The organism is Pseudoclavibacter sp. 8L (genome assembly GCF_902506465.1).
Taxonomy (GTDB): domain Bacteria; phylum Actinomycetota; class Actinomycetes; order Actinomycetales; family Microbacteriaceae; genus Pseudoclavibacter.
The window spans coordinates 1-20,941 of the sequence record NZ_LR733203.1; the positions used below are offsets into that span (position 1 = coordinate 1).

The 20,941-nt window shown below is 69.3% G+C and carries 16 protein-coding genes, 2 tRNA genes and 1 pseudogene; 10 read left to right on the top strand and 9 right to left on the bottom strand.

Annotation, left to right across the window (positions count from 1 at the left end; all coding sequences use genetic code 11):
- Nucleotides 1-93: 93 nt before the first annotated feature.
- The 3 genes from GV007_RS17680 to GV007_RS17690 are packed head-to-tail and all read right to left on the bottom strand — an operon-like array spanning nucleotide 94 to nucleotide 3,322.
- A complete protein-coding gene (locus GV007_RS17680; protein ID WP_160074967.1) occupies nucleotides 94-1,662 on the bottom strand; it encodes a tripartite tricarboxylate transporter permease in 1,569 nt (522 codons plus the stop codon).
- Nucleotides 1,650-2,330: a tripartite tricarboxylate transporter TctB family protein gene (locus tag GV007_RS17685; protein ID WP_160074969.1), complete on the bottom strand. Its 681-nt coding sequence runs from the start codon at nucleotides 2,328-2,330 to the stop codon at nucleotides 1,650-1,652. Before GV007_RS17685 ends, GV007_RS17680 begins: the two co-directional genes overlap by 13 nt.
- On the bottom strand, nucleotides 2,327-3,322 hold the full coding sequence (locus tag GV007_RS17690) for a Bug family tripartite tricarboxylate transporter substrate binding protein (protein WP_181062680.1): 996 nt from the start codon (nucleotides 3,320-3,322) through the stop codon (nucleotides 2,327-2,329). The genes GV007_RS17685 and GV007_RS17690 overlap by 4 nt, the downstream gene beginning before the upstream one ends.
- Before the next feature lie 158 nt (nucleotides 3,323-3,480).
- On the opposite strand from GV007_RS17690, the gene GV007_RS17695 reads away from it, so the two are divergent.
- Nucleotides 3,481-4,830, top strand: a complete 1,350-nt coding sequence (locus GV007_RS17695) for a sensor histidine kinase (RefSeq protein ID WP_160074971.1) — start codon at nucleotides 3,481-3,483, stop codon at nucleotides 4,828-4,830.
- Nucleotides 4,827-5,570 carry a response regulator gene (locus GV007_RS17700; RefSeq protein ID WP_160074973.1) on the top strand — a complete coding sequence of 248 codons (744 nt, stop codon included), beginning with the start codon at nucleotides 4,827-4,829 and terminating at the stop codon, nucleotides 5,568-5,570. Before GV007_RS17695 ends, GV007_RS17700 begins: the two co-directional genes overlap by 4 nt.
- A gap of 10 nt (nucleotides 5,571-5,580) precedes the next feature.
- Here GV007_RS17700 and GV007_RS17705 read toward each other — a convergent pair whose 3' ends face one another.
- The gene (locus tag GV007_RS17705) at nucleotides 5,581-7,020 is read right to left on the bottom strand and encodes a hypothetical protein (RefSeq protein WP_160074975.1); all 1,440 of its coding nucleotides are present in this window, start codon (nucleotides 7,018-7,020) and stop codon (nucleotides 5,581-5,583) included.
- A gap of 115 nt (nucleotides 7,021-7,135) precedes the next feature.
- On the opposite strand from GV007_RS17705, the gene GV007_RS17710 reads away from it, so the two are divergent.
- From GV007_RS17710 to GV007_RS17720, 3 genes are all read left to right on the top strand, one after another.
- Nucleotides 7,136-8,326 (top strand): M24 family metallopeptidase, encoded by a 1,191-nt coding sequence (locus GV007_RS17710; protein WP_160074977.1) that lies wholly within the window; start codon nucleotides 7,136-7,138, stop codon nucleotides 8,324-8,326.
- Nucleotides 8,323-9,567, top strand: a complete 1,245-nt coding sequence (locus tag GV007_RS17715; protein WP_160074979.1) for a M20 family metallopeptidase — start codon at nucleotides 8,323-8,325, stop codon at nucleotides 9,565-9,567. Before GV007_RS17710 ends, GV007_RS17715 begins: the two co-directional genes overlap by 4 nt.
- A gap of 64 nt (nucleotides 9,568-9,631) precedes the next feature.
- Entirely contained in the window at nucleotides 9,632-11,071 is a 1,440-nt protein-coding gene (locus GV007_RS17720; protein WP_104306295.1) for an MFS transporter, read from the top strand.
- Between the two features lie 80 nt (nucleotides 11,072-11,151).
- On the opposite strand, the gene GV007_RS17725 is transcribed toward GV007_RS17720, so the two are convergent.
- Both GV007_RS17725 and GV007_RS17730 read right to left on the bottom strand, forming a co-directional pair.
- Nucleotides 11,152-11,637, bottom strand: coding sequence for an SRPBCC family protein (locus GV007_RS17725; protein ID WP_160074981.1), 486 nt, complete (start codon nucleotides 11,635-11,637; stop codon nucleotides 11,152-11,154).
- 17 nt (nucleotides 11,638-11,654) lie between these two features.
- The gene (locus GV007_RS17730; protein WP_160074983.1) at nucleotides 11,655-12,032 is read right to left on the bottom strand and encodes an ArsR/SmtB family transcription factor; all 378 of its coding nucleotides are present in this window, start codon (nucleotides 12,030-12,032) and stop codon (nucleotides 11,655-11,657) included.
- 71 nt (nucleotides 12,033-12,103) lie between these two features.
- On the opposite strand from GV007_RS17730, the gene GV007_RS17735 reads away from it, so the two are divergent.
- The gene (locus tag GV007_RS17735) at nucleotides 12,104-15,169 is read left to right on the top strand and encodes a DEAD/DEAH box helicase (protein WP_160074985.1); all 3,066 of its coding nucleotides are present in this window, start codon (nucleotides 12,104-12,106) and stop codon (nucleotides 15,167-15,169) included.
- 62 nt (nucleotides 15,170-15,231) lie between these two features.
- On the opposite strand, the gene GV007_RS17740 is transcribed toward GV007_RS17735, so the two are convergent.
- Nucleotides 15,232-15,305 (bottom strand) — tRNA-Gly (locus tag GV007_RS17740).
- A 142-nt stretch (nucleotides 15,306-15,447) separates the two neighbouring features.
- Between GV007_RS17740 and GV007_RS17745 the strand changes: the two genes are divergently transcribed.
- Together GV007_RS17745 and GV007_RS17750 are read left to right on the top strand one after the other, a co-directional pair.
- A tRNA-Pro gene (locus GV007_RS17745) sits at nucleotides 15,448-15,524 on the top strand.
- Nucleotides 15,525-15,759: 235 nt separating this feature from the next.
- Entirely contained in the window at nucleotides 15,760-17,388 is a 1,629-nt protein-coding gene (locus GV007_RS17750) for a Mur ligase family protein (protein WP_160074987.1), read from the top strand.
- Nucleotides 17,389-17,438: 50 nt separating this feature from the next.
- Here GV007_RS17750 and GV007_RS17755 read toward each other — a convergent pair whose 3' ends face one another.
- Both GV007_RS17755 and GV007_RS17760 read right to left on the bottom strand, forming a co-directional pair.
- Nucleotides 17,439-18,863, bottom strand: a complete 1,425-nt coding sequence (locus GV007_RS17755; RefSeq protein WP_160074989.1) for a DUF2252 domain-containing protein — start codon at nucleotides 18,861-18,863, stop codon at nucleotides 17,439-17,441.
- Between the two features lie 104 nt (nucleotides 18,864-18,967).
- Nucleotides 18,968-19,417 (bottom strand): GNAT family N-acetyltransferase, encoded by a 450-nt coding sequence (locus GV007_RS17760; protein ID WP_160074991.1) that lies wholly within the window; start codon nucleotides 19,415-19,417, stop codon nucleotides 18,968-18,970.
- Between the two features lie 111 nt (nucleotides 19,418-19,528).
- On the opposite strand from GV007_RS17760, the gene GV007_RS17765 reads away from it, so the two are divergent.
- Both GV007_RS17765 and GV007_RS17770 read left to right on the top strand, forming a co-directional pair.
- Complete coding sequence (locus GV007_RS17765; protein ID WP_160074993.1) at nucleotides 19,529-20,191, top strand: DUF6891 domain-containing protein; 663 nt, start codon at nucleotides 19,529-19,531, stop codon at nucleotides 20,189-20,191.
- Between the two features lie 148 nt (nucleotides 20,192-20,339).
- Nucleotides 20,340-20,941, top strand: a pseudogene (locus tag GV007_RS17770) (hypothetical protein); the annotation flags it as partial.

Consider the following 20,941-nt stretch of genomic DNA (forward strand, 5'->3'; position numbering starts at 1 on the left):
AGCAAAGACGGGGACGGGGACAGGGCGACGGGCGGGTGGGGCGCTCTCGCGCATCCACCCGCCCGTCGCGGCGTGTCTTCCGACGCAGCTCGCCTACTTCGCGTTCTCGCGCTCTGCGGCCTGCACGGCGACGGCCTCCGTCTTCGCTTTCAGGATCAGCTTCTCGCGGGTGCGGGTGCGCAGGTGCTGGACGGCGCTGATGACGATCGCCCCGACCATGAGCACGTAGATGGCGATCGTGATGGGCGAGTCGATCAGGATGCCGAGGTCGCCCTCGCTGACGGCGAGCGCTCGCCGCAGCTCGGTCTCCGCGAGGGGTCCCAGGATGGCCGCGATGAGCACGGGTGCGAGCGGGATCGCGTACCGGCGCATGACGAACCCGAAGACGCCGATGGCGATCGCCAGCCACAGGTCGACGGCCGAGGAGGCGATGGCGTACACGCCCAGCATCGCGAAGCCCGTGATCCCCGCGTACAGGTAGTGGCGCGGAATGAGCAGCAGCTTCGCCCACACTGCCGCGAACGGCAGGTTGATGATGAGCAGGATGAGGAGGCCGACGAAGAGGCTCGCGAGCAGGGGCCAGACGAGGTCGCCGCTGCGCTCGAAGAGCAGCGGTCCCGGCTGCATCCCGTACTGCTGGAATGCGGCGAGCATCATGGCCGCCGTTGCCGACGTCGGGAGCCCGAGCGCGAGGAGCGCGCCCATCGCGGTGCCCGCCGTCGCGTTGCCGGCGGCTTCCGGCGCGGCGACACCCTGGATGGAGCCGCGCGTGCCGAAGTCGGGGTCGTTGCGGCGTTTCGCGAGCCGCTTCTCCGTGCCGTAGGCGAGGAACGTCGGAACCTCGGACCCGCCGACGGGGATCGCACCGAACGGCACACCGTAGGCCGTGCCGCGCAGCCACGCAGGCAGTGCCTGCTTGAACTCGCGCAGGTTGAGGTACGGCGAGCCGGACGCGGGGATCTTCGTGAGCCCGCCCTCGCGGTGGATGCGGCTGGCGACGTGCAGGACCTCGCCGATCGCGAGCAGTCCGACGGTCACGACGATGATCGAGATGCCATCGAAGAACTGCGGCAGATCCATCGTGAAGCGGGCAGCGCCAGACGGGCCGTCGACGCCGACCAGGGCGATCGCGAGGCCGATGCCGAGCGCGATGAGGCCGCGGATCACGGAATCTGCGACGACCGAGGAGATCGCGACGAACGCGAACGCCGCGAGCGCGAAGTACTCGGCGGGGCCGAACTGGGTGGCGAGCTGGACGAGGAACGGCGAGAAGAACACGACGAGTGCCGTCGCGATGGTGCCGCCGATGAACGCGCCGATCGCCGACGTGCCGAGTGCCTTGGCGGCCCGGCCGTCCTTCGCCATCCTGTGCCCCTCGAACGTCGTGGCGATGGCCGAGGAGTTGCCAGGGGTGTTGAGGAGGATCCCCGACGTCGAGTCGCCGAAGAGCCCACCGAAGTAGATGCTCGCGAACATGATGAACGCGCCGGTCGGGTCGAGGCTGAACGTGACGGGCAGGAGGAGGGCGACGGCCATCGCGGAGCCGAGACCGGGCAGGACGCCGACGGCGGTGCCGAGCACGGCGCCGATGAGGAGCCACAGCAGGTTGATGGGGGTGAGGGCGACTGTGAAGCCCTCGAGGAGGTGGGTCAGCTGATCCATGGGAGGACTCCGCTCAGGATTCCGGACGGCAGCGTGAGGCCGAGGCCCGCCGAGAACGACAGCTGCACAAGTGACGAGAAGAGGAACGCGACTCCGATGTCGAAGAGGTGGCGCTTGCTGCCGAGGGCGTACGCGACGACCCAGAACAGCACGGCGGCGGTGATGATCCAGCCGAGCGGTTCGAGCAGCAGCGCTGTTCCCGCGAGTGCGGCGAAGACGATGCCGAGCGTCTTCCAGTCGGTGCCCGTGCGCTTCTTGCGCTCTTCGCCCGCCGCGGCCGTGACCACTCGGATCTCGGACGTCGTGTCGATCTGCCCGATGTCCTCGAGCAGCTCGGGCGACATCTCCAGCATCTGCCCGGCCTCGTCCTCGTCGTCGCGGGCCGGCTTGCGGATGACCGTGATCGCGAGCGCGATGGAGACGATGAAGAGGAGGATGACGACGATCGTCGGGAAGAACTGCGGGCCGGGGACTCCGGCCGTCGCCGGTACATCCATGGTGGCCGTGCCGATCGCGAAGACGCAGGCCAAGACGAAGACGAAGGCGGCGACGCCGAGCTCGCCGCGGCCGTGCCACCACGAGCGGCCCTCAGTCGAGATGCTGCCCGTTCCGGGCCCGTCCGTCTCACGCGAGCTCTGCGCCTCGCGTGGATTCTGCAGCGTACTCATAGTCCGAGCTCCTTCACGAGTGCGGTGACCTGATCTGTCTCACCGACGAGGAAGTCCTCGAAATCGGTGCCGGGCTGGAAGCTGTCCGTCCAGTTGTTCCGGTCGAGCGCTTCCGCCCATTCGGGGCTGTTCTCGAGCTCGGTGACGATGTCGATGAGCTCGTCGCGAGTCGCGTCGTCGATGCCGGGAGGGGCGACCACTCCGCGCCAGTTGACCATCGCGACGTCGACGCCCTCCTGCTTGAAGGTGGGGATGTCGATGCCGTCGACGGGCTCCGGAGCCGAGATGGCGAGCGCCTTGAGGGTGCCCGCTTCGATCTGGTCCCTGAACTCGTTGTAGCCGGACAGGCCCGCCGCCGTGGTGCTGGACAGGAGCGAGGAGAGCACCTCGCCGCCGCCCGAGTAGGCGACGTAGTTGACGTCCTTGGGGTCGACGCCGATCGACTTGCCCAGCATTCCGCTGAGCAGGTGGTCGATGCCGCCGAGCGAGCCGCCGGCGATCGAGTGCTTGCCCGGGTCCGCCTTCATGCCCTCGACGAACTCCTCGAGGGTGGTGTACGGCGATGAGGCCGGCACCACGAGCGCGTTGTAGTCGTCGGCGAGGCGCGCGATGGGCACGGTGTCTGCGAGGGACTCCCCCGTGTTCGAGAGGACCGTCGCGCCGACCATGACGCCGCCCGTCACCATGAGCAGGTCGTCGCGACCCTGCATCTGCAGGAGCTGGCTGAGGCCGATCGTTCCACCAGCGCCTGGCACGTTCACGACCTGGGCGTTGTTGACGATGCCGTTCGCCCGCATCGCCTGCTGCGCCTCGCGTGCGAAGGCATCCCAGCCGCCGCCTGGGGCGGCCGGTGCCATGATCGTGAGCTTGCTCCTGGCCGAGGCTCCGGCACCCGCACTGCTCGCATCCACGACCGCGAAGCCGAGGACGGCAACCGTGATGATCGCGAAGAGAGAGGTGAGCAGCTTGTTCGGGAGTCTTGTTCTACTCAATGGAGTATTCCTTCCGTTGGCAACGACTCTGTCGCCGCGCTGGTCTGCGCTTCTGTCTACGATTGCACCGGCGGTGACCGTCGGCGGGTTCTGGCCTTTGTGGTCTTTGTGGACACGCGGGACCGTCGCCGAGAGTCGGGACACGAGGGGGTGCAGGGATGGACAGAGCACGAATCGGCGGCCTGACGGCGCTGCGCGGACCGCGCGTGATCACACTCGTCGCCGTGCAGTTCTCCATCGTGGCGATCTGCATGCTCACGACGCTGCTCGTCGCCCTCCAGGTGCAGCACACCTCGATCCGCGAGGAGACCGGGGAGCGCGCGCTCGACGTCGCCATGAGCCTCGCCGAGCTGCCTGCCGTCGTCGAGGCGGTCGGGTCCCCGGATGCCGGTGCGACGCTGCAGCCACTGGCGGACCTCGTCTCCGAGTCGGCAGGAGTCGACTACGTCGTCATCACCGACGATGCGGGCATCCGCATCACGCACCCCGTGCCGGAGCGGCGGGGTGAACTCGTCTCCACCGACCCCAGCATCGCGCTGGGCGGGGAGACCTTCGTCGGCACCGAGGTCGGCACGGTCGGCCCCACCCTGCGCGCGAAGGTGCCGGTCTGGCGCGACGGCGTCGTCGTCGGCACCGCCTCGGTCGGCATCCTCGAATCTTCCATCTCGGCGCAGCTCGAGGAACGCATCTGGCAGGTCGTCCCCTGGGTTGTCGGCGCAGGCCTGTTCGGTCTCGCCTGCGCCGCGGGAGTCTCCCTCCTCCTCGGCCGCCGGTTCGACCAGCTCACCGTCGCGGCGCAGGAGTTCGAGACGCAGCGCCGTCTGGCGTCCGCGCTGCGCGAGCAGACGCACGAGTTCTCCAACCGCCTGCATGTGCTGTTCGGCCTCATCGAGGTCGACGAGCGCGAGGAGGCGCTCGACTACATCCGCACGCTCACGCCCGTCGATTCGCTCGCCGCGGCGCCCGATCTCGAGGAGACGCTCGCAGATGCCCCGGTGCGTGTCCGCGCCATCCTGGCCGCCGCGAGCGCGCGCCTCTGCGAGCACGGCGGGCACCTGCAGGCCGACGTCGAGATCGAGGACCGCACGGGAACGGGGCTCGCCTTCGGCGACGATGCCGCCACGGTGCTCAGCAACCTCGTCCGCAACGCCGTCGACGCCGTCGAGACACAGGGCGAGCACGGGGTCGTCCGCGTCGCCATCGAGGAGGAGGCTGATGGACTCCGGATCCAGGTCGACGACAGCGGGCCGGGCATCGCTCCAGAGCTGCGCGACCGGATCACGGAGGCTGGCTTCTCGACGAAGACCACCGAGACGAGGGACGGCCTCGAGATCCCTCGCGGCGTCGGCCTCGGGCTCGTGCGCCGCCTCGCCGAGGCGCACGGCGGTGCGCTCGTCATCGCGGACAGCGAGCTCGGCGGGGCCCGCTTCGTCGCGACGCTTCCGAACGCGAGCACGCGGGCTGACGCGGATTCGGAAGCGGCGAGCACTGGGAGGATGGACCAGTGACCACGATCCGCACCCTCATCGTCGACGACGAGACCGCCGTCAGGCGCCTGCACGAGCGGATGCTCGCGGGCGTCGACGGCTTCGAGGTCGTCGCGGTGGCGGGAACCGGAGAGGAAGCCCTCGAGGTCGCCGCGAGCACGGACATCGACCTCGTGCTGCTCGACGTGCACCTGCCCGACTTCAGCGGCGTCGAGGTGCTGCGTCGCCTGCGCCACCTCCTCGGGGACTCGTTCGACGCCATCATCATCTCCTCGGCCAACGACCGGCTCTCTGTCGCTCAGCTCGCGACGGCGAGCATCTCGGACTACCTCGTGAAGCCGTTCTCGAAGGCGAACTTCGAGGCGCGCCTCGCCAACTACCGCGACACCCGCACCGTCGCTCCGCCCCGGGCGTCCACGCCGGCCCAGACCTCGCCGCTGCGACAGCAGGACATCGACGGGATGCTCGCTCGCCGTGCGGGCGCGCAGACGACGGGCGGCGACCGGCAGGGAGCGCAGGCACAACCACCTGGCCGCAGCCGCCCGCTCCCGAAGGGGCTGTCGGAGCCGACCATCAAGCTCGTCGCGTCGCAGCTGCATCCCGAGTGGCAATCCGCGCTCGAGGTCGCCGAGCGCTGCGGCCTCTCTCGGGTCACGGCCCGTCGCTACCTCGACCACCTCTGTGCGCGAGGACTCGCCCAGCTGGAGCCGGTCTACGGCAAGCGCGGGCGCCCCGAGCTGCGGTATCGCCGGCAGGACTGAGCGCAGCGAGTCAGGGCGTCGGCGTCGGCGACGGCGCGGCGCCGTCGAAGCTGATGCTCCAGGTGGTCTCCTCCTCGTACGGCTCGATGCGGATGATCGTCGGGCCGGCCTCGAACGGCCGCGTGAGGGACGTCACCTCGCTGATGTTCTCGTACCAGCCGTCCGCGCCGAACGTGTCGATCGTGACGCTCTGGTCTGGCTCGAACGTGAAGGTCGCGTCGCCCCCGGCACCGTCGTAGAGGAGCACTTCCTGGCCCGTCCCCGAGTACTCGGCGTCGAACGAGGGGAGCGTGTCGACGGAGACGAGCGTCACGGTCCACTCCCCTTCCGCTTCGATGTCGATGGCCCGGAACTCGTCGTCCATCCAGTCGTTGATGACGGCGAGGCCCGAGTAGTCGGAGTATGCGCTGACCGAGGAGCTGCCCATCTGCTCGCCCTCGGCGTCGACGTCGTAGATGCGCAGCTGCTCGCCCTCGAACTCGACCTGCAGCAGGCCGATGTCGTCGGCGCCATCGGGCAGGACGACGTCGAACCGCGCGTTGCCGGTGCCGGAGACGCTTGCCGTTCCGTTGAGGTCGAGGGTGCCCGTGCCCCCGGACAGCTCGGTCACGGCGCCCCGGATCGAGCCGCCGGTCGACCCGATCAGCTGGATCACGAGCGCGATGACGGTCAGGAGGAGGGTGATGACCCCGACGGCCCGCCGCCCGCCGCCCGCGCGGAGGAGGCCGATGCTCGAGATGAGCGAGACCACGACGAGCACCCAGGCGATGAACGAGATCCCCGAGATCGCGAACGTGAGGGCCAGGATCGCGGCGATGAGCCCGAACCAGGCGCCCCCGCCCTTCTTCTTCGCGGTGCCCGTCGCCCCGCCTCCGGCCGTCGAGGCGGATGCGGCGGCCGGGGCTCCTGGGATCTGGCTCGGTGGTGCGGATGCGAGGTCGCCGAGGCGCTTGGCGATGCTCCCCGACCCGCCAGCCGAGGCCGCCCGCTGCACGTCGCGAGCTCGGTTCGCGAGGAGGGAGCTGCTGTCGGTGGCGACACGCTGCAGCAGCTCCTGCCGGTCCAGCTGCCCGTCGGCCGACTGCGTGAGCTCCTCGCTGCTTCCCGCGCCCGGGACGACGAATCCCGGCGTCTGGGAGGCGGCATCGCGCCTGATGGCCTCATCGAGCTCTTCGAGCGTGCGCGGTGGGTCGGGCAGCCCAGGCGGGGTGTCGAAGGTCTGCGTGTGCTCCTGCGGAGCGGCGTAGGGATCCTCGGCCGCATCCTCGGCGTCGCGCTCCGCCTCGCGTCGCTCGTCCTCCAGCCGCTGCTCGTCGCCCCTGCTGTCCTGCGCCGCCCACTTCGAGACGAAGTCGGGTGCACGGTAGCCGGATGGGGCCTGGTAGTCGCGCTGCGAGTAGTCGACCTCGCCGTCCTTCTCAGGATCTTCTGGTGTCGAGTTGTCTGGCACGTGAGCTCCTCGGGGCGACGGACGGGGCAGTGATCGCGCATCCATTGAACTACATGCACTCGACCGGCTCCGCGAGCGAGTAGATTCTCGGGACCGCCGCAACAGAGGGAGCGAGATGTCGCAGCCAGCAGACTTCAGCCGCGAGGAGTTCGACGTGAGGCTCGCGAACACTCGGGTTCGCATGAGCGACGCCGGCCTCGACGCGCTGCTCGTCACCGACCCCGCGAACCTCTACTACCTGACGGGCTACAACGCCTGGTCGTTCTACATGCCGCAGTTCCTCTACGTACCGGCCGATGGTGAGCTCCTCCTCGTCATGCGGGCGATGGATGCGCATGGCGCGCACCACACCACCTGGCTGCCGAGCGAGCAGGTCGCCGGCTACCCCGAGAGCCTCGTGCACCGGGCGGAGGTGCACCCCATGGACTGGGCGGCGACCGAGCTGCGGGAGCGGGGCCAGGCAGATCGGCGTATGCGGGTTGGCTACGAGTCAGAGGCGCACTTCTTCTCGGTTCGCTCGTTCCTGACGTTGCAGCGCCGCCTTCCCGAGTGGGACCTCGTCGACAGCGGGGAGCTGGTCAACTGGGTGCGTCTCGTGAAGTCGGAGGCGGAGATCTCCCTCATGCGGACCGCGGCCGCCGTGAGCTCGAACGCGATGACGGTCGGCATCAACGCGCTGCGCGGCGGCAGACGACAGAGCGACGTCGCCGCTGAGATCCAGGCGGCGCAGGCCGCGGGAGTCGGGGCGTCTGAGGGCGACTACCCGTCGATCGTGCCGATGATGCTGGCCGGGGAGGGGGCGGATACGCCGCACCTCACGTGGTCGAGCGCGGAGATCGTCGCCGGGGAGGCGGTCTCCCTCGAGCTCGCTGGCGCGCACCGCCGCTATCACGCTCCGCTCGCGCGAACCGTGAGCCTCGGCACCCCGAGCGAGGAGCTGCAGCGGGTGGCGGCGACGACCCTCGACGGGTTCGAGGCGGCCCTCGAGCTGCTCCGCCCAGGCCAGACTCCGGATGCGGCCGTCGCGGCCTGGGACGCCCAGCTCGCGAAGCAGGGGCTCAGCAAGGCCTCCCGACTCGGCTACTCGATCGGCATCGGCTACCCACCCGACTGGGGCGAGCATACGGTCAGCATCCGCTCTGGCGAGGAGACCGTGCTCAAGCCCAACATGACGTTCCACCTCATGGCCGGCATGTGGATGACGGGCTTCGGCTTCGAGGTCTCCGAGTCGATCCGCATCACCGAGACGGGCGTCGAGGTCCTCACCCGCGCTCCCCGCGAGCTCATCGTGAAGGGAGTTGCATGAGCGGGGTGAGCCAGACGGAGGCGTCGGCGCTCTCGCGGCTCGACCTGGAGAGCATCGTCGCCGACACGGCGGAGCTGATCAGGGCACGCGGCGAGAACCCTGGCGAGACAGAAGCGGCGACCGTCGAGGTCCTCACGTCGCTGTGCGAGCGGGCCGGCGCTCAGGTCACGCTCACCGAGGTCGCCCCGGGGCGACACAACCTGCTCGCCGAGCTGGGCGGTGGCGACGGACCAGCGCTCCTCTTCCTCGGGCACAGCGATGTCGTCCCAGCGGGCGTCGGCTGGCTCGGCGACCCCTTCGAGCCGCGTCTCATCGATGGCATGCTCATCGGCCGCGGCGCCGTCGACATGAAGGGCGGTCTCGCGGCGGTCGTCGCGGCGATGTCGGCGGTGCACGCCGAGCGACCCGAGGTTCGCCTCGCGCTCCTCTGCACGGTCGATGAGGAGGACACTGCGACCGGCGCCCTCCGCTACATCGCCGACGCTCCGACCGCCGTCGCGGTGAGCGACGACGAGGAGATCGCGCCATACTCGGCGTGCATCGTCGCCGAGCCCACGGGCCTCGATACCGTCGTCGCCTGCCGAGGCGCCACGAACTTCATCATCACGCTGCGCGGCGCGGCGGCGCACGCCGGCAACCCGGCCGACGGGGCCAGCGCCATCGCCGCGGCCGCCATCGCGGTGCAGGCCATCGAGGACGACGCCAGGCGCATCGCGCAGCAGACTGCCGCCATCCCCGGCCTCATCGGCACCGGCAGCTGGAACGTCGGCATGATCGCCGGCGGGCACGGCACGTCGATCGTCGCCGAGGAGTGCACGCTCTACGTCGATCGACGCGTGCTCCCCGACGAGGAACCGGAACGCATCCTCGAGGACGTACTCACGCGCATCCGCGCAGCCATCGCCGGGAGCGGGATGCTCAACGGCGAGCGCATCACCGTCACGGGCCACCTCGACATGGCCATGCCTGGGTTCCTGACGCCACCCGACTCCGTGGTGCCGGCCGCAGCGGTGCAGGCCGTCAGCGACGCCGGCGGCTCCTCGAGCATCGGCGGGTGGAGCGCGGCCTGCGAGGGCGGCTTCATCGCCCGTCACCACGAGATCCCTGTCGTCATCCTCGGGCCGGGCGACGTGAAGTCGCAGGCGCACCAGCCGGAGGAGCGCGTCCGGACCGACGAGCTCCTCGTCGCCGCGCGCGCATACGCGTTGATAGCGCTTCGTCTCGCGGAGGCATCCCGGTAACACCCAGGTCCGCGCGCTGTGCTTGGGCATCACCCGTGTGGAAAATTCAGCAAGGAGCACCCCCATGTCCTCTGATCAGTCCAGCAGAGGTGGCCCCGGTGCCACCCTTGCACCCCTGACCCGCGAGATCGACCTCACACCAATCCAACGCAAGACGGCGCGGAGGTCGGTTGCCGGTTCCGCGATCGGCAACGCCATCGAGTGGTTCGACTACGGCATCTACGGCTACCTCGCAATCTACGTGTCGCAGCTGTTCTTTACGTTCAGCGACGACCAGGGTGGCGCGCTCGCCCTCATCCTGACCTTCGCGACCTTCGCCGTCTCGTTCCTCGTGCGCCCCCTCGGCGGCATCGTGCTCGGCCCGCTCGGCGACCGCATCGGCCGCCAGAAGGTGCTGGTCTTCACGATCATCATGATCAGCCTCTCGACGGCGGCGATCGGCCTCCTCCCGTCGTTCGACTCGATCGGCTTCGCAGCGCCCATCCTGCTCATCCTGCTCCGCATGCTGCAGGGCTTCTCCGCCGGCGGCGAGTACGCCGGCGCGGCGATCTTCATGTCGGAGCACGCGCCTGATGACAAGCGCGGCTTCTTCGGCTCGTTCCTCGAGTTCGGCACGCTCGCCGGTGCAAGCGCCGCCGCCATCCTGTGCACCACGCTCGCCTTCATCGTCGGCGACGACGGGATGCTCGAGGGCTGGTGGCGCCTGCCGTTCCTGCTCACGCTCCCCCTCGGCCTCGTCGCCCTGTGGATGCGCCGCCACCTGAGCGAGTCCGAGACGTTCGTCGATGACGCCCAGGAGCCCGGCGAGAAGCAGACCGCCATCGGCGCGCTCGTGTCGCTCCTGAAGAACTACCCGATGCAGGTGCTGAAGCTCTTCGGCTTCGTGATCCTCATCAACGTCGCCTTCTACCTCGTGCTGACCTACATGCCGACGTACCTGTCGACGACCCTCGACCAGAGCACCGCCGAATCGACGTTCTCGCTCGTGGTCATCCAGCTCCTCATGATGGCCGTGATCGTGCCGTTCGGGGCCCTCTCCGACCGCATCGGCCGAAAACCGCAGCTCATCGCCGCGAGCATCGGCTTCACCGTCTTCTCCGTGCCGGCGGTCATGCTCATCCAGACCGGATCGCTCATCGCGCAGATCGCGGGCCTCGGCATCCTCGGACTGTTCCTCGTCATGATCATCTCGACCATCTCGTCGACGCTGCCCGCGCTGTTCCCGACCGCGGTGCGCTACTCGGGCTTCGCGATCGGCTACAACATCTCGACGGCGATCTTCGGCGGAACCGCGGCTTCGGCCAACACCTGGCTCATCGACCAGACCGGCAACGTCCTCATCCCGGGGTTCTACCTCGCGGGTGCCGGACTCATCGGTCTCATCTCGGTGCTGACCTTCAAGGAGACCGCCGGGCGCTCGCTGCGCGGCAACGTCATCCCCGGCAGTGACGACGCGGAACGCGTCGCCGCCGGCGAGCACCTCGTCGGCAAGGTCAACAAGTAGGCAGAGTCCGATCCGAAACCCACGCGGCGCTCGTCGCGGCCTCCCGCCGCGACGAGCGCCGCTGTGCTGAGCACGACGATTCAGCCAGCGAGGACGGCGTCGATCTGTCCCATGGCCTCCGTCATGCCCTCGGCCATGCCCATCTCGATGACGCCGTCGAAGTCTGCCGGAGACGCGAAGACGGAGACGGTGGTCATGCGAGTGAGGTCGCCGGCAGCCTCGATCGTGACGGTGCAGCGCGTGACGGGCAGGTCGAGGTTCCGCGAGCCGTCGTCGTGCGCGAACCCGTTGTCGAACGACAGCGTGTGGTGCGGTTCGATGCTGACGAACTCCCACCACTCCCCCGCCGTCGTGCCGTCCGGTCCCGTCATGTGCGACACGACCCTGCCACCAGGCGCGAACTCGAACGAGTCGACTGTGGACGGCCAGGTCGGCGGGCCCCACCAGCGCTCGAGCTGGCGGGGGTCCTCCCACAGCTGCCAGACGCGCTCTGGGGTCGCGGCGTGCTCGGTGACGACGGTCAGCGTGCGCTGATCCGCGTCCTTCTGCGTTGAGATGACGGGCATGATGCTCTCTCCTTCGTTCACCGCTCGCCAGCGTCGGCGCGCGGGGGTGGTGGTGCGCTCTCGTCGTCGTCGGCGAGGAGCGCGTCGATGCGGGACGCTCGGTCGCGCCAGAGCCGCTCGTAGGATTCGAGGAGCCGCGTCGCCTGGGCGATCGTCGCCCGGTCGGCACGAACCAGCTGCTCCCTGCCTCGCCGCCGCTTCACCGTGAGGCCTGCGCTCGTGAGCACGGCGACGTGCTTCTGCACGGCCGCGAAGCTCATCGCGTAGGCCTCGGCGAGGGCGGTCACAGACTGCTCCTCGCGCAGCACGCGCGTGAGGATGTCGCGCCTCGTCGTATCCGCCAGGGCCTGGAAGATGCGGCTGACGTCGTCCTGACTGAGCTGTTGTGTAACCATTTGGTTGTACGTTACGCCGCACGGAGCGCCGAGGCAAGACCGGTGGGGGTGGTGGTTCGTAGACTGCACCGGTGACCAATCCGAGCGAGAGTCCCACGCAGGCGTCCTGGCGCAGCGCACTCGGGCGACTCCTCGAGCAGCCTGCCGCCCCGGTGGAGAGCAACGCCTCCGAACGCGTCGTGCCGCTTGCCCTGCAGTTCGAAGTGCGTGAGCTCATCCCGCGCACCATGTACCGCTGGAACGGACCCACGTCACGCCGCGCGTTCACGGGCGACGACGGTGCGGCAACGGCGCTCGACGAGCTCCGGCTCGGGGCACGACCCGTCATGCAAGGGGTTCGTGGCAAGTGGGTGAAAGGCGATCTCACCTGGGCGAAGCTGCAGCACCTGCGCGGGCGTCGAGACCTCGACCCGCGGCACCAGGCGTGGTTCGCGCAGTTCTTCGCGGTGCACCGAGCCGCGCGCCCGCCAGAACCGGGCCAGGACAGCGAATGGCTCTTCCTCGACGAGGCGCAGAGCCCTGTGATCTGGACGATGCTCCAGGAGGCCATCAGCCTGGACATCACCTTCGTCGGCACGGGCAAGCGCGCCAGCATCACGCTCGAAGCCGGCTCGAGCCTCACGCTCGACGCCAAGCGGACCCCGAGCGGATTGACGGTGGCGCCGCTCCTCACCATCGGGGATGCGCCCGCCGACTTCGAGACGACCCGACCGGTCGGCGACCACGGCTTCTACACCTTCGACGCCGACGAGCCCGACCGCATCCGCCTCGCGAAGAGCGACACGAGGCTCTCCCGCCAGCAGCTGACCCTCCTCGATCCCGGACGCGCCCGCAGGACCGAGTTCACGGTACCGAGCGACGACGCCGACGAATTCGAACGCTCACACCTACCAGAGCTCGCGGCGCACCTGCGGCTGGGCAGCGCAGACTCGTCGGTCCGCATCCCTGAGCCGACACCTCCCGAGCTCATCCTCACCACGACGTTCGGCCCCCGGCACAGCATCGAGCTGCGCTGGAGGTGGGCCAACCCGCGGTCCCTCGCCGCGCCGCCCGCACTCTCGAGCGTGCTGGAGGAAGGCATGCTCCCACGCGACTGGATGCCGGAGGACGTCGACTCCCCCGGAGCCCTGCCCGCTCGGGTCACCCTCTCGCAGATCGAGGCAGCACGCTTCGCCGCAGAGACTCTGCCGCTGCTGGAACGACTCCCGGGCATCCGCATCGAGACCGTCGGCACGCCGCCCGCCTACCGGGAGCTCCGCGGAGCCCCGAACCTGACCGTCACGACCGTGCCCACCGAGCGGCACGACTGGTTCGACCTCGGGGTCACCGTCACCGTCGACGGCAAGGTGATCCCCTTCACGAAGCTCTTCAAGGCCCTCGCGCTCGGGAAGCCGAGACTGCTGCTCATCGACGGCAGCTACCTCTCCCTCAAGCACCCGGCGTTCGAGCCGCTGCGCGAACTCATCAGCGAAGCGCAGGGCCTGAACGAATGGGAGCCGAACCGTCTGCAGATCAGTCGAAGGCACGCCAGCCTCTGGTCCGACTTCGAAGACCTCGCCGACGAGGCCGAGCCAGCCGTCGAATGGCGCGAGCTGCTTCGTGAGCTGCGGGAGGACGCCCCCTCGCCCGTCGAACCTCCCCGGGGCCTCCACGCAGCGCTGCGCCCGTACCAGCAGGAGGGCCTCAACTGGCTCGCGTTCCTGTGGCGGAACAAGCTCGGCGGCATCCTCGCCGACGACATGGGCCTCGGGAAGACCCTGCAGACCCTCGCCCTGGTGCAGCACGCACGCGAGCAGGCTGCCGATGGGCGCGAGCCGGCGCCGCTGCTGGTCGTCGCACCGACCTCGGTCGTCTCGAACTGGATGTCGGAGGCCGCCAGGTTCACCCCCGAGCTCACGACGCGCATCATCGACGCGACCCAGGCCAGCTCAGGGCGCCGCGTCGCGGACGTCGCCGACGGAGCAAGCATCGTCGTCACGAGCTACGCCCTCTTCCGGCTCGACTTCGAGGCCTACCGCGGCGTCGCCGAAGACACCGGATGGTCGGGACTCGTCCTCGACGAGGCCCAGTTCGTGAAGAACGCGAGCTCGCTCGTGAGCGAATGCGCGAGGGAGCTCGAGGTGCCGTTCAAGCTCGCCATAACGGGCACGCCCCTCGAGAACTCGCTGACCGAGCTGCACGCGCTCCTCGCGATCACCGCCCCTGGCCTGTTCCCCTCGGCGAGGCGATTCGGGGAAGAGTACGTGCGCACGATCGAAGGCAAGCGGCACGGCGTGAGCGATGGTGTCGGTGCCGGACTGAGCGAGCCCGCGAGCGCCGAGGTGCGAGCCAAGCGGCTCGCGAGACTGCGAGCGCGCATCCGCCCCTTCCTGCTCAGACGCACGAAGGAGCGCGTCGCACCCGAGCTGCCGGAGAAGCAGGAGCAGACGCTCTTCATCGAACTCAGCGAGGAGCACCGCGAGCTCTACGACCTCTACCTGCAACGCGAGCGCCAGAAGCTCTTCGGACTGCTCGAGGACCTCGACAAGAACCGATTCATCGTGTTCCGCTCACTCACACTGCTGCGGCTCCTGGCGCTCGACCCCGCGCTCATCCAGGCGGGTCTCGACGGCATGCCGCCGGACACAGTGCCCTCCAGCAAGCTGGAGGCGCTGCTGGAGCACCTGACGGATGTCGCCGCCGAGGGGCACCGGGCGCTGGTCTTCAGCCAGTTCACCTCGTACCTCAAGCTCGTCGCCAAGCGCCTCGAGGCCGAGGGAATCCCCTACGTGTACCTGGACGGCGCCACGACGAAGCGGGCAGAGGTCATCGCCTCGTTCAAGGAGGGAACGGCCCCCGTGTTCCTCATCAGCCTCAAGGCGGGCGGGTTCGGCCTCAACCTGACGGAGGCCGACTACGTGTTCCTGCTCGACCCGTGGTGGAACCCGGCGAGCGAGGAGCAGGCCATCGACCGCACGCACCGCATCGGGCAGGAGCGTCGCGTCATGGTCTACCGGATGATCGCGGAGGGCACGATCGAGGAGAAGGTCATGGCGCTCAAGGATCGCAAGTCGAAGCTCTTCAACGCTGTCATCGATGACGACGAACTGTTCAGCACCGAGCTCTCGGCCGAGGACATCAGGGAGCTGCTGCAGTAGCCGAGGGGGCGTGGAAGCACGAAGCCCGGCCGAGCCATCTCTGGCTTGACCGGGCTTTTCTCTGGAGGGGCTGACGAGAATCGAACTCGCATCATCTGTTTGGAAGACAGAGGCTTTACCACTAAGCTACAGCCCCGAATCGGGACGAAGAGAATGCTACCCCATCTCGGCGAGGTCCGTGAACTCCACCCTCCACCAGCGAGTCGCGGCCGTGGATGTGGTCCGCGTGGCCCCGGGAGTCCGGTAGCATTGCCTCCGGTTCGCCGCGCGATCGGCACCGGGGTGTAGCTCAGCTTGGTAGAGCGCCCGCTTTGGGAGCGGGAAGTCGCAGGTTCGAATCCTGTCACCCCGACCAGCATCCTCCTACAGCATCGAGCCAGACAAGGCCCCCTCTCGAGGGGGTCTTTTTCGTTGGCTCATGCGCCACGCATAGACGACTCACATGTTCGTCATGTGACCCGCATATGCGGCGTCGTTATCTTCTTGTTATCTGCACGTTGGCGTGACTGAGGTCCTTCGCACCGGCGTCGGCCGAGGCGTTGCAGTGAAGGCCACCCGCCGCGCCCCAGCGCCCTCCGAGAGGAACACCATTGCAGTCAGATCTCGCACGCCCCAACAGCCCGCACGCTGTTCCCCTTGCCACGATCGCGGCTGCGACCGGCGGGATCACCTCCCCCGCGAGCGACGCCATCACGGTGACCGGGGTCTCGAGCGACTCCCGCCGCATCCGCCCAGGTGACCTCTACGTCGCGATTCCCGGGGCACGGATGCACGGCGCAGACTTCCTGCCAGCGGTCGTTCGGGCCGGTGCGGTCGCCGTGCTCTCCGACAAGGCCGGCGCAGCCAAGGCAGCCGAGTTCGACCTGCCCGCCATCGTCGTCGAGAACCCGCGCGTGGTCATGAGCGTCGCCGCGTCGACCGTCTTCGGCACCGGGATCGCCACACCACAGCTCTTCGCGGTGACCGGCACCAACGGCAAGACGACCACGAGCTACCTCCTGCACGCGCTCTTCCTCTCGCTCGGCATCAAGGCCGGACTCTCGGGAACCGTCGAGCGCATCGTGGGCGACGCGCGGCTCGAGACCCGCCTCTCCGGTCGGCTCACGACGCCCGAGTCCGACTACCTGCACGGCCTCGTCGCTCGGATGACCGAGGACGACGTGCAGGCGGCCGCGATCGAGGTCTCCTCGCACGGCCTCGACGGTGGACGGGTCGACGGCCTGCCCTTCGAGAGCGCCATCTTCACGAACCTCTCGCAGGACCACCTCGACGTCTACGGCACGCTGGAGAACTACTTCGCGTCGAAGCTGGTGCTCTTCACGCCGAGGCACGCGAAGCGCGGCGTCATCGCGATCGAAGACGAGTGGGGGCGCCGCGCGGCGGCCGAGTCGCTGATCCCCGTCGTGACGGTCGCACGAGACACGGCGGAGGGCGCAGACGACGCCGACTGGGTGCTGCACATCGACGCCGAGGGCCTCGAACGCACCGACTTCACCCTGCGGGGCCCGAACGGCGAGGAGCTCACCTCCAGCATCGGCCTCCCCGGCGCCTTCACGGCGCTCGACCTCGCGCTCGCGATCGTCTCCGTCATCGGCACCGGGCTCGCGTCGCTGGAGCAGATTCGCGAGGCACTGAGCGCCACTGACGGGCTCCACCCCGTTGTGCCGGGTCGCCTCGATCTCGTCTCCGGCGAGTCGGAGCTGCGCGTCTACGTCGACTATGGGCACACGGCAGCGTCCTTCCGCGCGGTACTGCAAGCCCTCCGTCCCTTCACCCCCGGCCGGCTCTTCATGATCTTCGGCGCCGACGGCGACCGAGACAAGGGAAAGCGCCCGGAGATGGCGCGCGCCGCGAGTGAGGAGTCTGACGTCGTCATCGTCACCGACTACAACCCGCGAACGGAAGACCCCGACGGCATCCGCCGCACCCTCGTCGAGACGATCCGCGCCGAGTTCCCCGAGCGTGAGCTCTACGAGATCGCCGACTCAGCCACCGGTATCGACCACGCGGTCGCGCTGGCCGAGGTCGGAGACCTGATCTTCGTCGGCGGGCACGGGCACCGGGCCGATGTCGAGGTCGACGGCCGCATCGTGCCGTACTCGGCGCGAGAGGCCGCCGTGGCCGCGCTCCGCGAGCACGGATGGCTCGCGCCGGAGCCGCCGAGCGCCTTCGACTCAGCGGACGCGGTCACCGACGCACAGCAGCGCCGCGCTTCCTAGGATCCCGGACCGGCGGTCGGAGAAGCGAGGCGATGCAGCGCACGCGACCCTCAGCGGTCGGAGACCGCCTCGAGCTCCCCGCGGTCTCTGGCCGCGAGGAGCTCCGCGTAGTCGAGCGCGGACTGCTCGGCGTAGCCGATCGCCCACTCGGCCATCGCGCCGTCGAACGAGCCGCTCTTGCCGAGGTACCCGGCGATCATCGGCGCGATGGGGCTCTGCGCGTGGGCGCGTGCGAGGAGCGTGCCGCACGCCTCCCCGTACTTCGAGAACTCCGAGGGCGTGAGCTGGTCGAGGTCGACCGAGCCCTTCATGTCCCTGAACTGCCGCACGTAGAAGTCCCTTGGGACGCCGTCCTCATCTTCGAAGCGCAGGTAGCCGAGGAACGGATCGGAGACCGCCTGCAGGATGCGCTGGCAGCTCACCACCCGGTACCCCTCTCCGAGTTCGTCGTACTCGCGGCGCGATCGCGCCTGGAGGAGCCTCCTCGGGTCGACGTGACCGTAGGCCTCGAGCACCGACGGCGGCGCCTCCTTGACCTGCAGCACGAGCGCCTCCCCGCCTGGCCCCGTCAGGATCAGGATGAAGCACCGGGTGCCGACGCTCCCGACCCCGACAGCCCGCCGCGCGACGTCCGTGAGCGTGAAGTTGCCGAGCAGGAACGCCACGTCGGTGCCGACCGTCGCACGGTACCGCTCGAAGAGCTCCTCGACGCGCGCCTCGGCTTCGGGTGAGATGTGCGTCATCACGGGCGGGTTCTCGACGATGAGCCTGGTGCCGTCGGCCGCACGCTCCGTGAGCTTGTCGACGAACTTCTGCGACGTGCGCTTCCTGGCGCTCTTCGTCGCCTTCGCGAGCACGTCCTGTGCCTCCGTCCTGAACGAGGGATGCGCCACGTCGGTGTCGAGCCGCAGGTAGTAGCGGTCGAGGACCGAGTGGCCGACCATCTCGCGCATCCCCTCCCGGTAGGCGGCCGCGGCCCTCCTCGCCGCCTTCCTCGTCTGCTCCTCGGTGAGTCCGAGGTCTCGGGCACCGACGACCACGCTCGCCACGAGCCGCTTCAGATCCCACTCCCACGGCGCAGACGCGGCTTCATCGAAGTCGTTGAGGTCGAACACGAGCGTGCGCTGCGGCGAGGCGAAAAGCCCGAAGTTGCTGAGGTGCGCGTCGCCGCACGCCACCACCTGGATGCCGGTGCTCGCCCCCTGTGACAGGTCGTGCGCCATGATCGCGGCAGTGCCGCGATAGAACGTGAACGGGCTGTCGAGCATCCGCCCCATGCGCAGCGCCACGAGCTCTGGCAGTCTCGCGTCATTCTGCTCGGCGAGGATCGCCCGGGGGTTGCGCTCGCCCGGGACGAAGATGGCGTGCTCGACGTGCGGCTGCGTCTTGCGGAGCGCCTTGCCTGCAGCGTAGAGCTCGTCGCGAGTCGGCCGGGGCGCGCGATCGCGCTGCAGACGGCTGAGGCGTGTCGGCATGAGGGGCCTTCCTCGTCGAAGTGTCGAGCTCCGGCTCGATGAGGCTCAGTCTCTCGCGATTCGGTGAACGCCGAGAGACGCCGTCGCGACCGAGCGTTGAGAGGTCACGACACGATGTCGTAGGTCACCCACGCCGTCTGCTTCGCGACCGAGTCGTAGAGACGCCGAGCCGTCGCGTTGTCCTCCGCCGTGATCCAGCGCACGACGCTGAGGCCAGCATCCTTGGCGTACTCGCCGAGGTGCAGCAGGAGGGCCCGGCCCGCGCCGCCGCCGCGGACCGCCGGGGAGGTGAAGAGGTCGTCGAGGTACAGCCCCGTGGTGGCGGAGAGCGGCCGAGCGAAGCGACGCACATGCGCGATGCCGCCCAGGTGACCCTCCGCATCGACCGCGACGAACCCGTGCGACTCGTGGGCCTCGTCGCTCAGCCACGACCAGACGGTGTCGATCTTGGCCTCGTCGGCGGGAACCCCGTAGAACGCTCGGTAGCCGCGATAGAGCTCCCGCCATTCCGGCTCGTCCGACGCAGTGACAGGGCGCACATTCCATTCAGTCATACGCCAAGTCTCGCCCGAGCCCGCCGGAAAGCGCCCGCAGACTCAGCGGGAAGGCGACCCTGAACAGCTCACGGTTGGACGTTCCACCCGTGGAGACGTAGAGTCTCCGCCGTGGATCTGTTCAAGTACCTCCGCCCAGCCTCGAGCACCCCCCAGGCCGAGCACCAGCCGCACGGCGTTCACAACGCGCGGGAAACCCTCCGCGCTCGGACCGTCGAACTCATCCGACCCGGCTTCGTCTCCCTCGACGAGGCCCTCGAGACCGCTGGCTCGTTCGCCGAGGACGAGGCGCTGCCCGTCCGTCCCGATGAGATCGAGCGGATCGTCACCGCCACCTGGGACGACCTCGCCGACTGCCAGCGCGACTGGGCCAGCGAAGGCGACTACGAGAAGCTCCGAGCCGCGTTCGCCGACCTCGAGCAGGCCGGCGTCGTCGCGCGCATGAACTTCGCCTGCTGCCAGAACTGCGGGCACGCCGAGATCGAGGCCGAGAGGACCATCGGCAAGCACGTCGGCTACGTCTTCTTCCACCAGCAGGACGCGGAGCGCCTCGCAGGCGACGACGCGGAGCTGCTCCTCGCGTTCGGCACGTTCGCGGCCAGCGCCTCGCAGACGACGGAAGAGCGCGCGGAAGCGGAGCACCAGCTCGGACGCCTCGTGGCCACGACCATGCGCAGCAACGGCCTCGCGGTCGAGTGGGACGGGCAGACGTCGTCTCGCATCGCCGTCTCGATCAGCCACTGGCGCAAGCGCCTCCCGTTCGTCAGCGCCTGAGCGCGTCTCGGGCCCGACTGCCCGGCTGATCTGGCCGGTCAGTCCTCCCCCGCTCCCGCTTTCGCCTCCCCATTCTTGTCCGGAGAACGGCATCCTCGCGGCTCGCTCGCTAGGCTGACGCCCAGACAACCCCGGGGGTAGACGCAGAGTGACTGACGCAGGAGTGGGCAGACAAGCCCAGAGGCCACGGTTCCCGAAGACGCTCGGCGATCTCACCGACCCGAGCAAATGCCCTTCGTGCTTCGAGACCTACGGCGCTCCAGGGCCGTCCTGCCCCGCCTGCGGCTTCACCCGCGACTCGGCGGTCATCAGCCATCTTCTCGACCTCGGCGCGCAGGCGCGCGGCCCGCTCCTGGCCCGCGGTGAGTTCATCGTCGCGGCGAACGAGCAGGCCAGGGCGAAGGCCCACGCGGCGCGGCAGGACCAGCTGGCTCGAGCCGAGCAGGCACGACTCCGGGAGGAGCAGCAGGGCAGGAGCCAGGCAAGCGACGCGCTGCTCGCGGCCGACCACGCGAGGCTCCTCGGAGGAGCCGCCGGGCACCTCGGGGCGGATGCCGCTCCGGCTCCGCGCCAGGGGCAGGGGCAGAACACGCAGCAGCTCGGCCAGCACGTGCCCGCGCCGGCGCAGCATCAGACGCCGGAGCCGACGGAGACCTGGGCCACGCAGCGCGCCCCCTCCGGGTATCAGGCGCCACCGGCCCAGCACCTTCCGCCCACCCCGCCAGCTCAGCCGCCCCGGCCCCGTCGCGC

Coding starts and splice junctions, on each gene's coding strand:
- GV007_RS17680 (WP_160074967.1), bottom strand. CDS start 1,662: ATGGATCAGCTGACCCACCTCCTCGAGGGCTTCACAGTCGCCCTCACC.
- GV007_RS17685 (WP_160074969.1), bottom strand. CDS start 2,330: ATGAGTACGCTGCAGAATCCACGCGAGGCGCAGAGCTCGCGTGAGACG.
- GV007_RS17695 (WP_160074971.1), top strand. CDS start 3,481: ATGGACAGAGCACGAATCGGCGGCCTGACGGCGCTGCGCGGACCGCGC.
- GV007_RS17710 (WP_160074977.1), top strand. CDS start 7,136: ATGTCGCAGCCAGCAGACTTCAGCCGCGAGGAGTTCGACGTGAGGCTC.
- GV007_RS17715 (WP_160074979.1), top strand. CDS start 8,323: ATGAGCGGGGTGAGCCAGACGGAGGCGTCGGCGCTCTCGCGGCTCGAC.
- GV007_RS17720 (WP_104306295.1), top strand. CDS start 9,632: ATGTCCTCTGATCAGTCCAGCAGAGGTGGCCCCGGTGCCACCCTTGCA.
- GV007_RS17725 (WP_160074981.1), bottom strand. CDS start 11,637: ATGCCCGTCATCTCAACGCAGAAGGACGCGGATCAGCGCACGCTGACC.
- GV007_RS17730 (WP_160074983.1), bottom strand. CDS start 12,032: ATGGTTACACAACAGCTCAGTCAGGACGACGTCAGCCGCATCTTCCAG.
- GV007_RS17755 (WP_160074989.1), bottom strand. CDS start 18,863: ATGCCGACACGCCTCAGCCGTCTGCAGCGCGATCGCGCGCCCCGGCCG.
- GV007_RS17760 (WP_160074991.1), bottom strand. CDS start 19,417: ATGACTGAATGGAATGTGCGCCCTGTCACTGCGTCGGACGAGCCGGAA.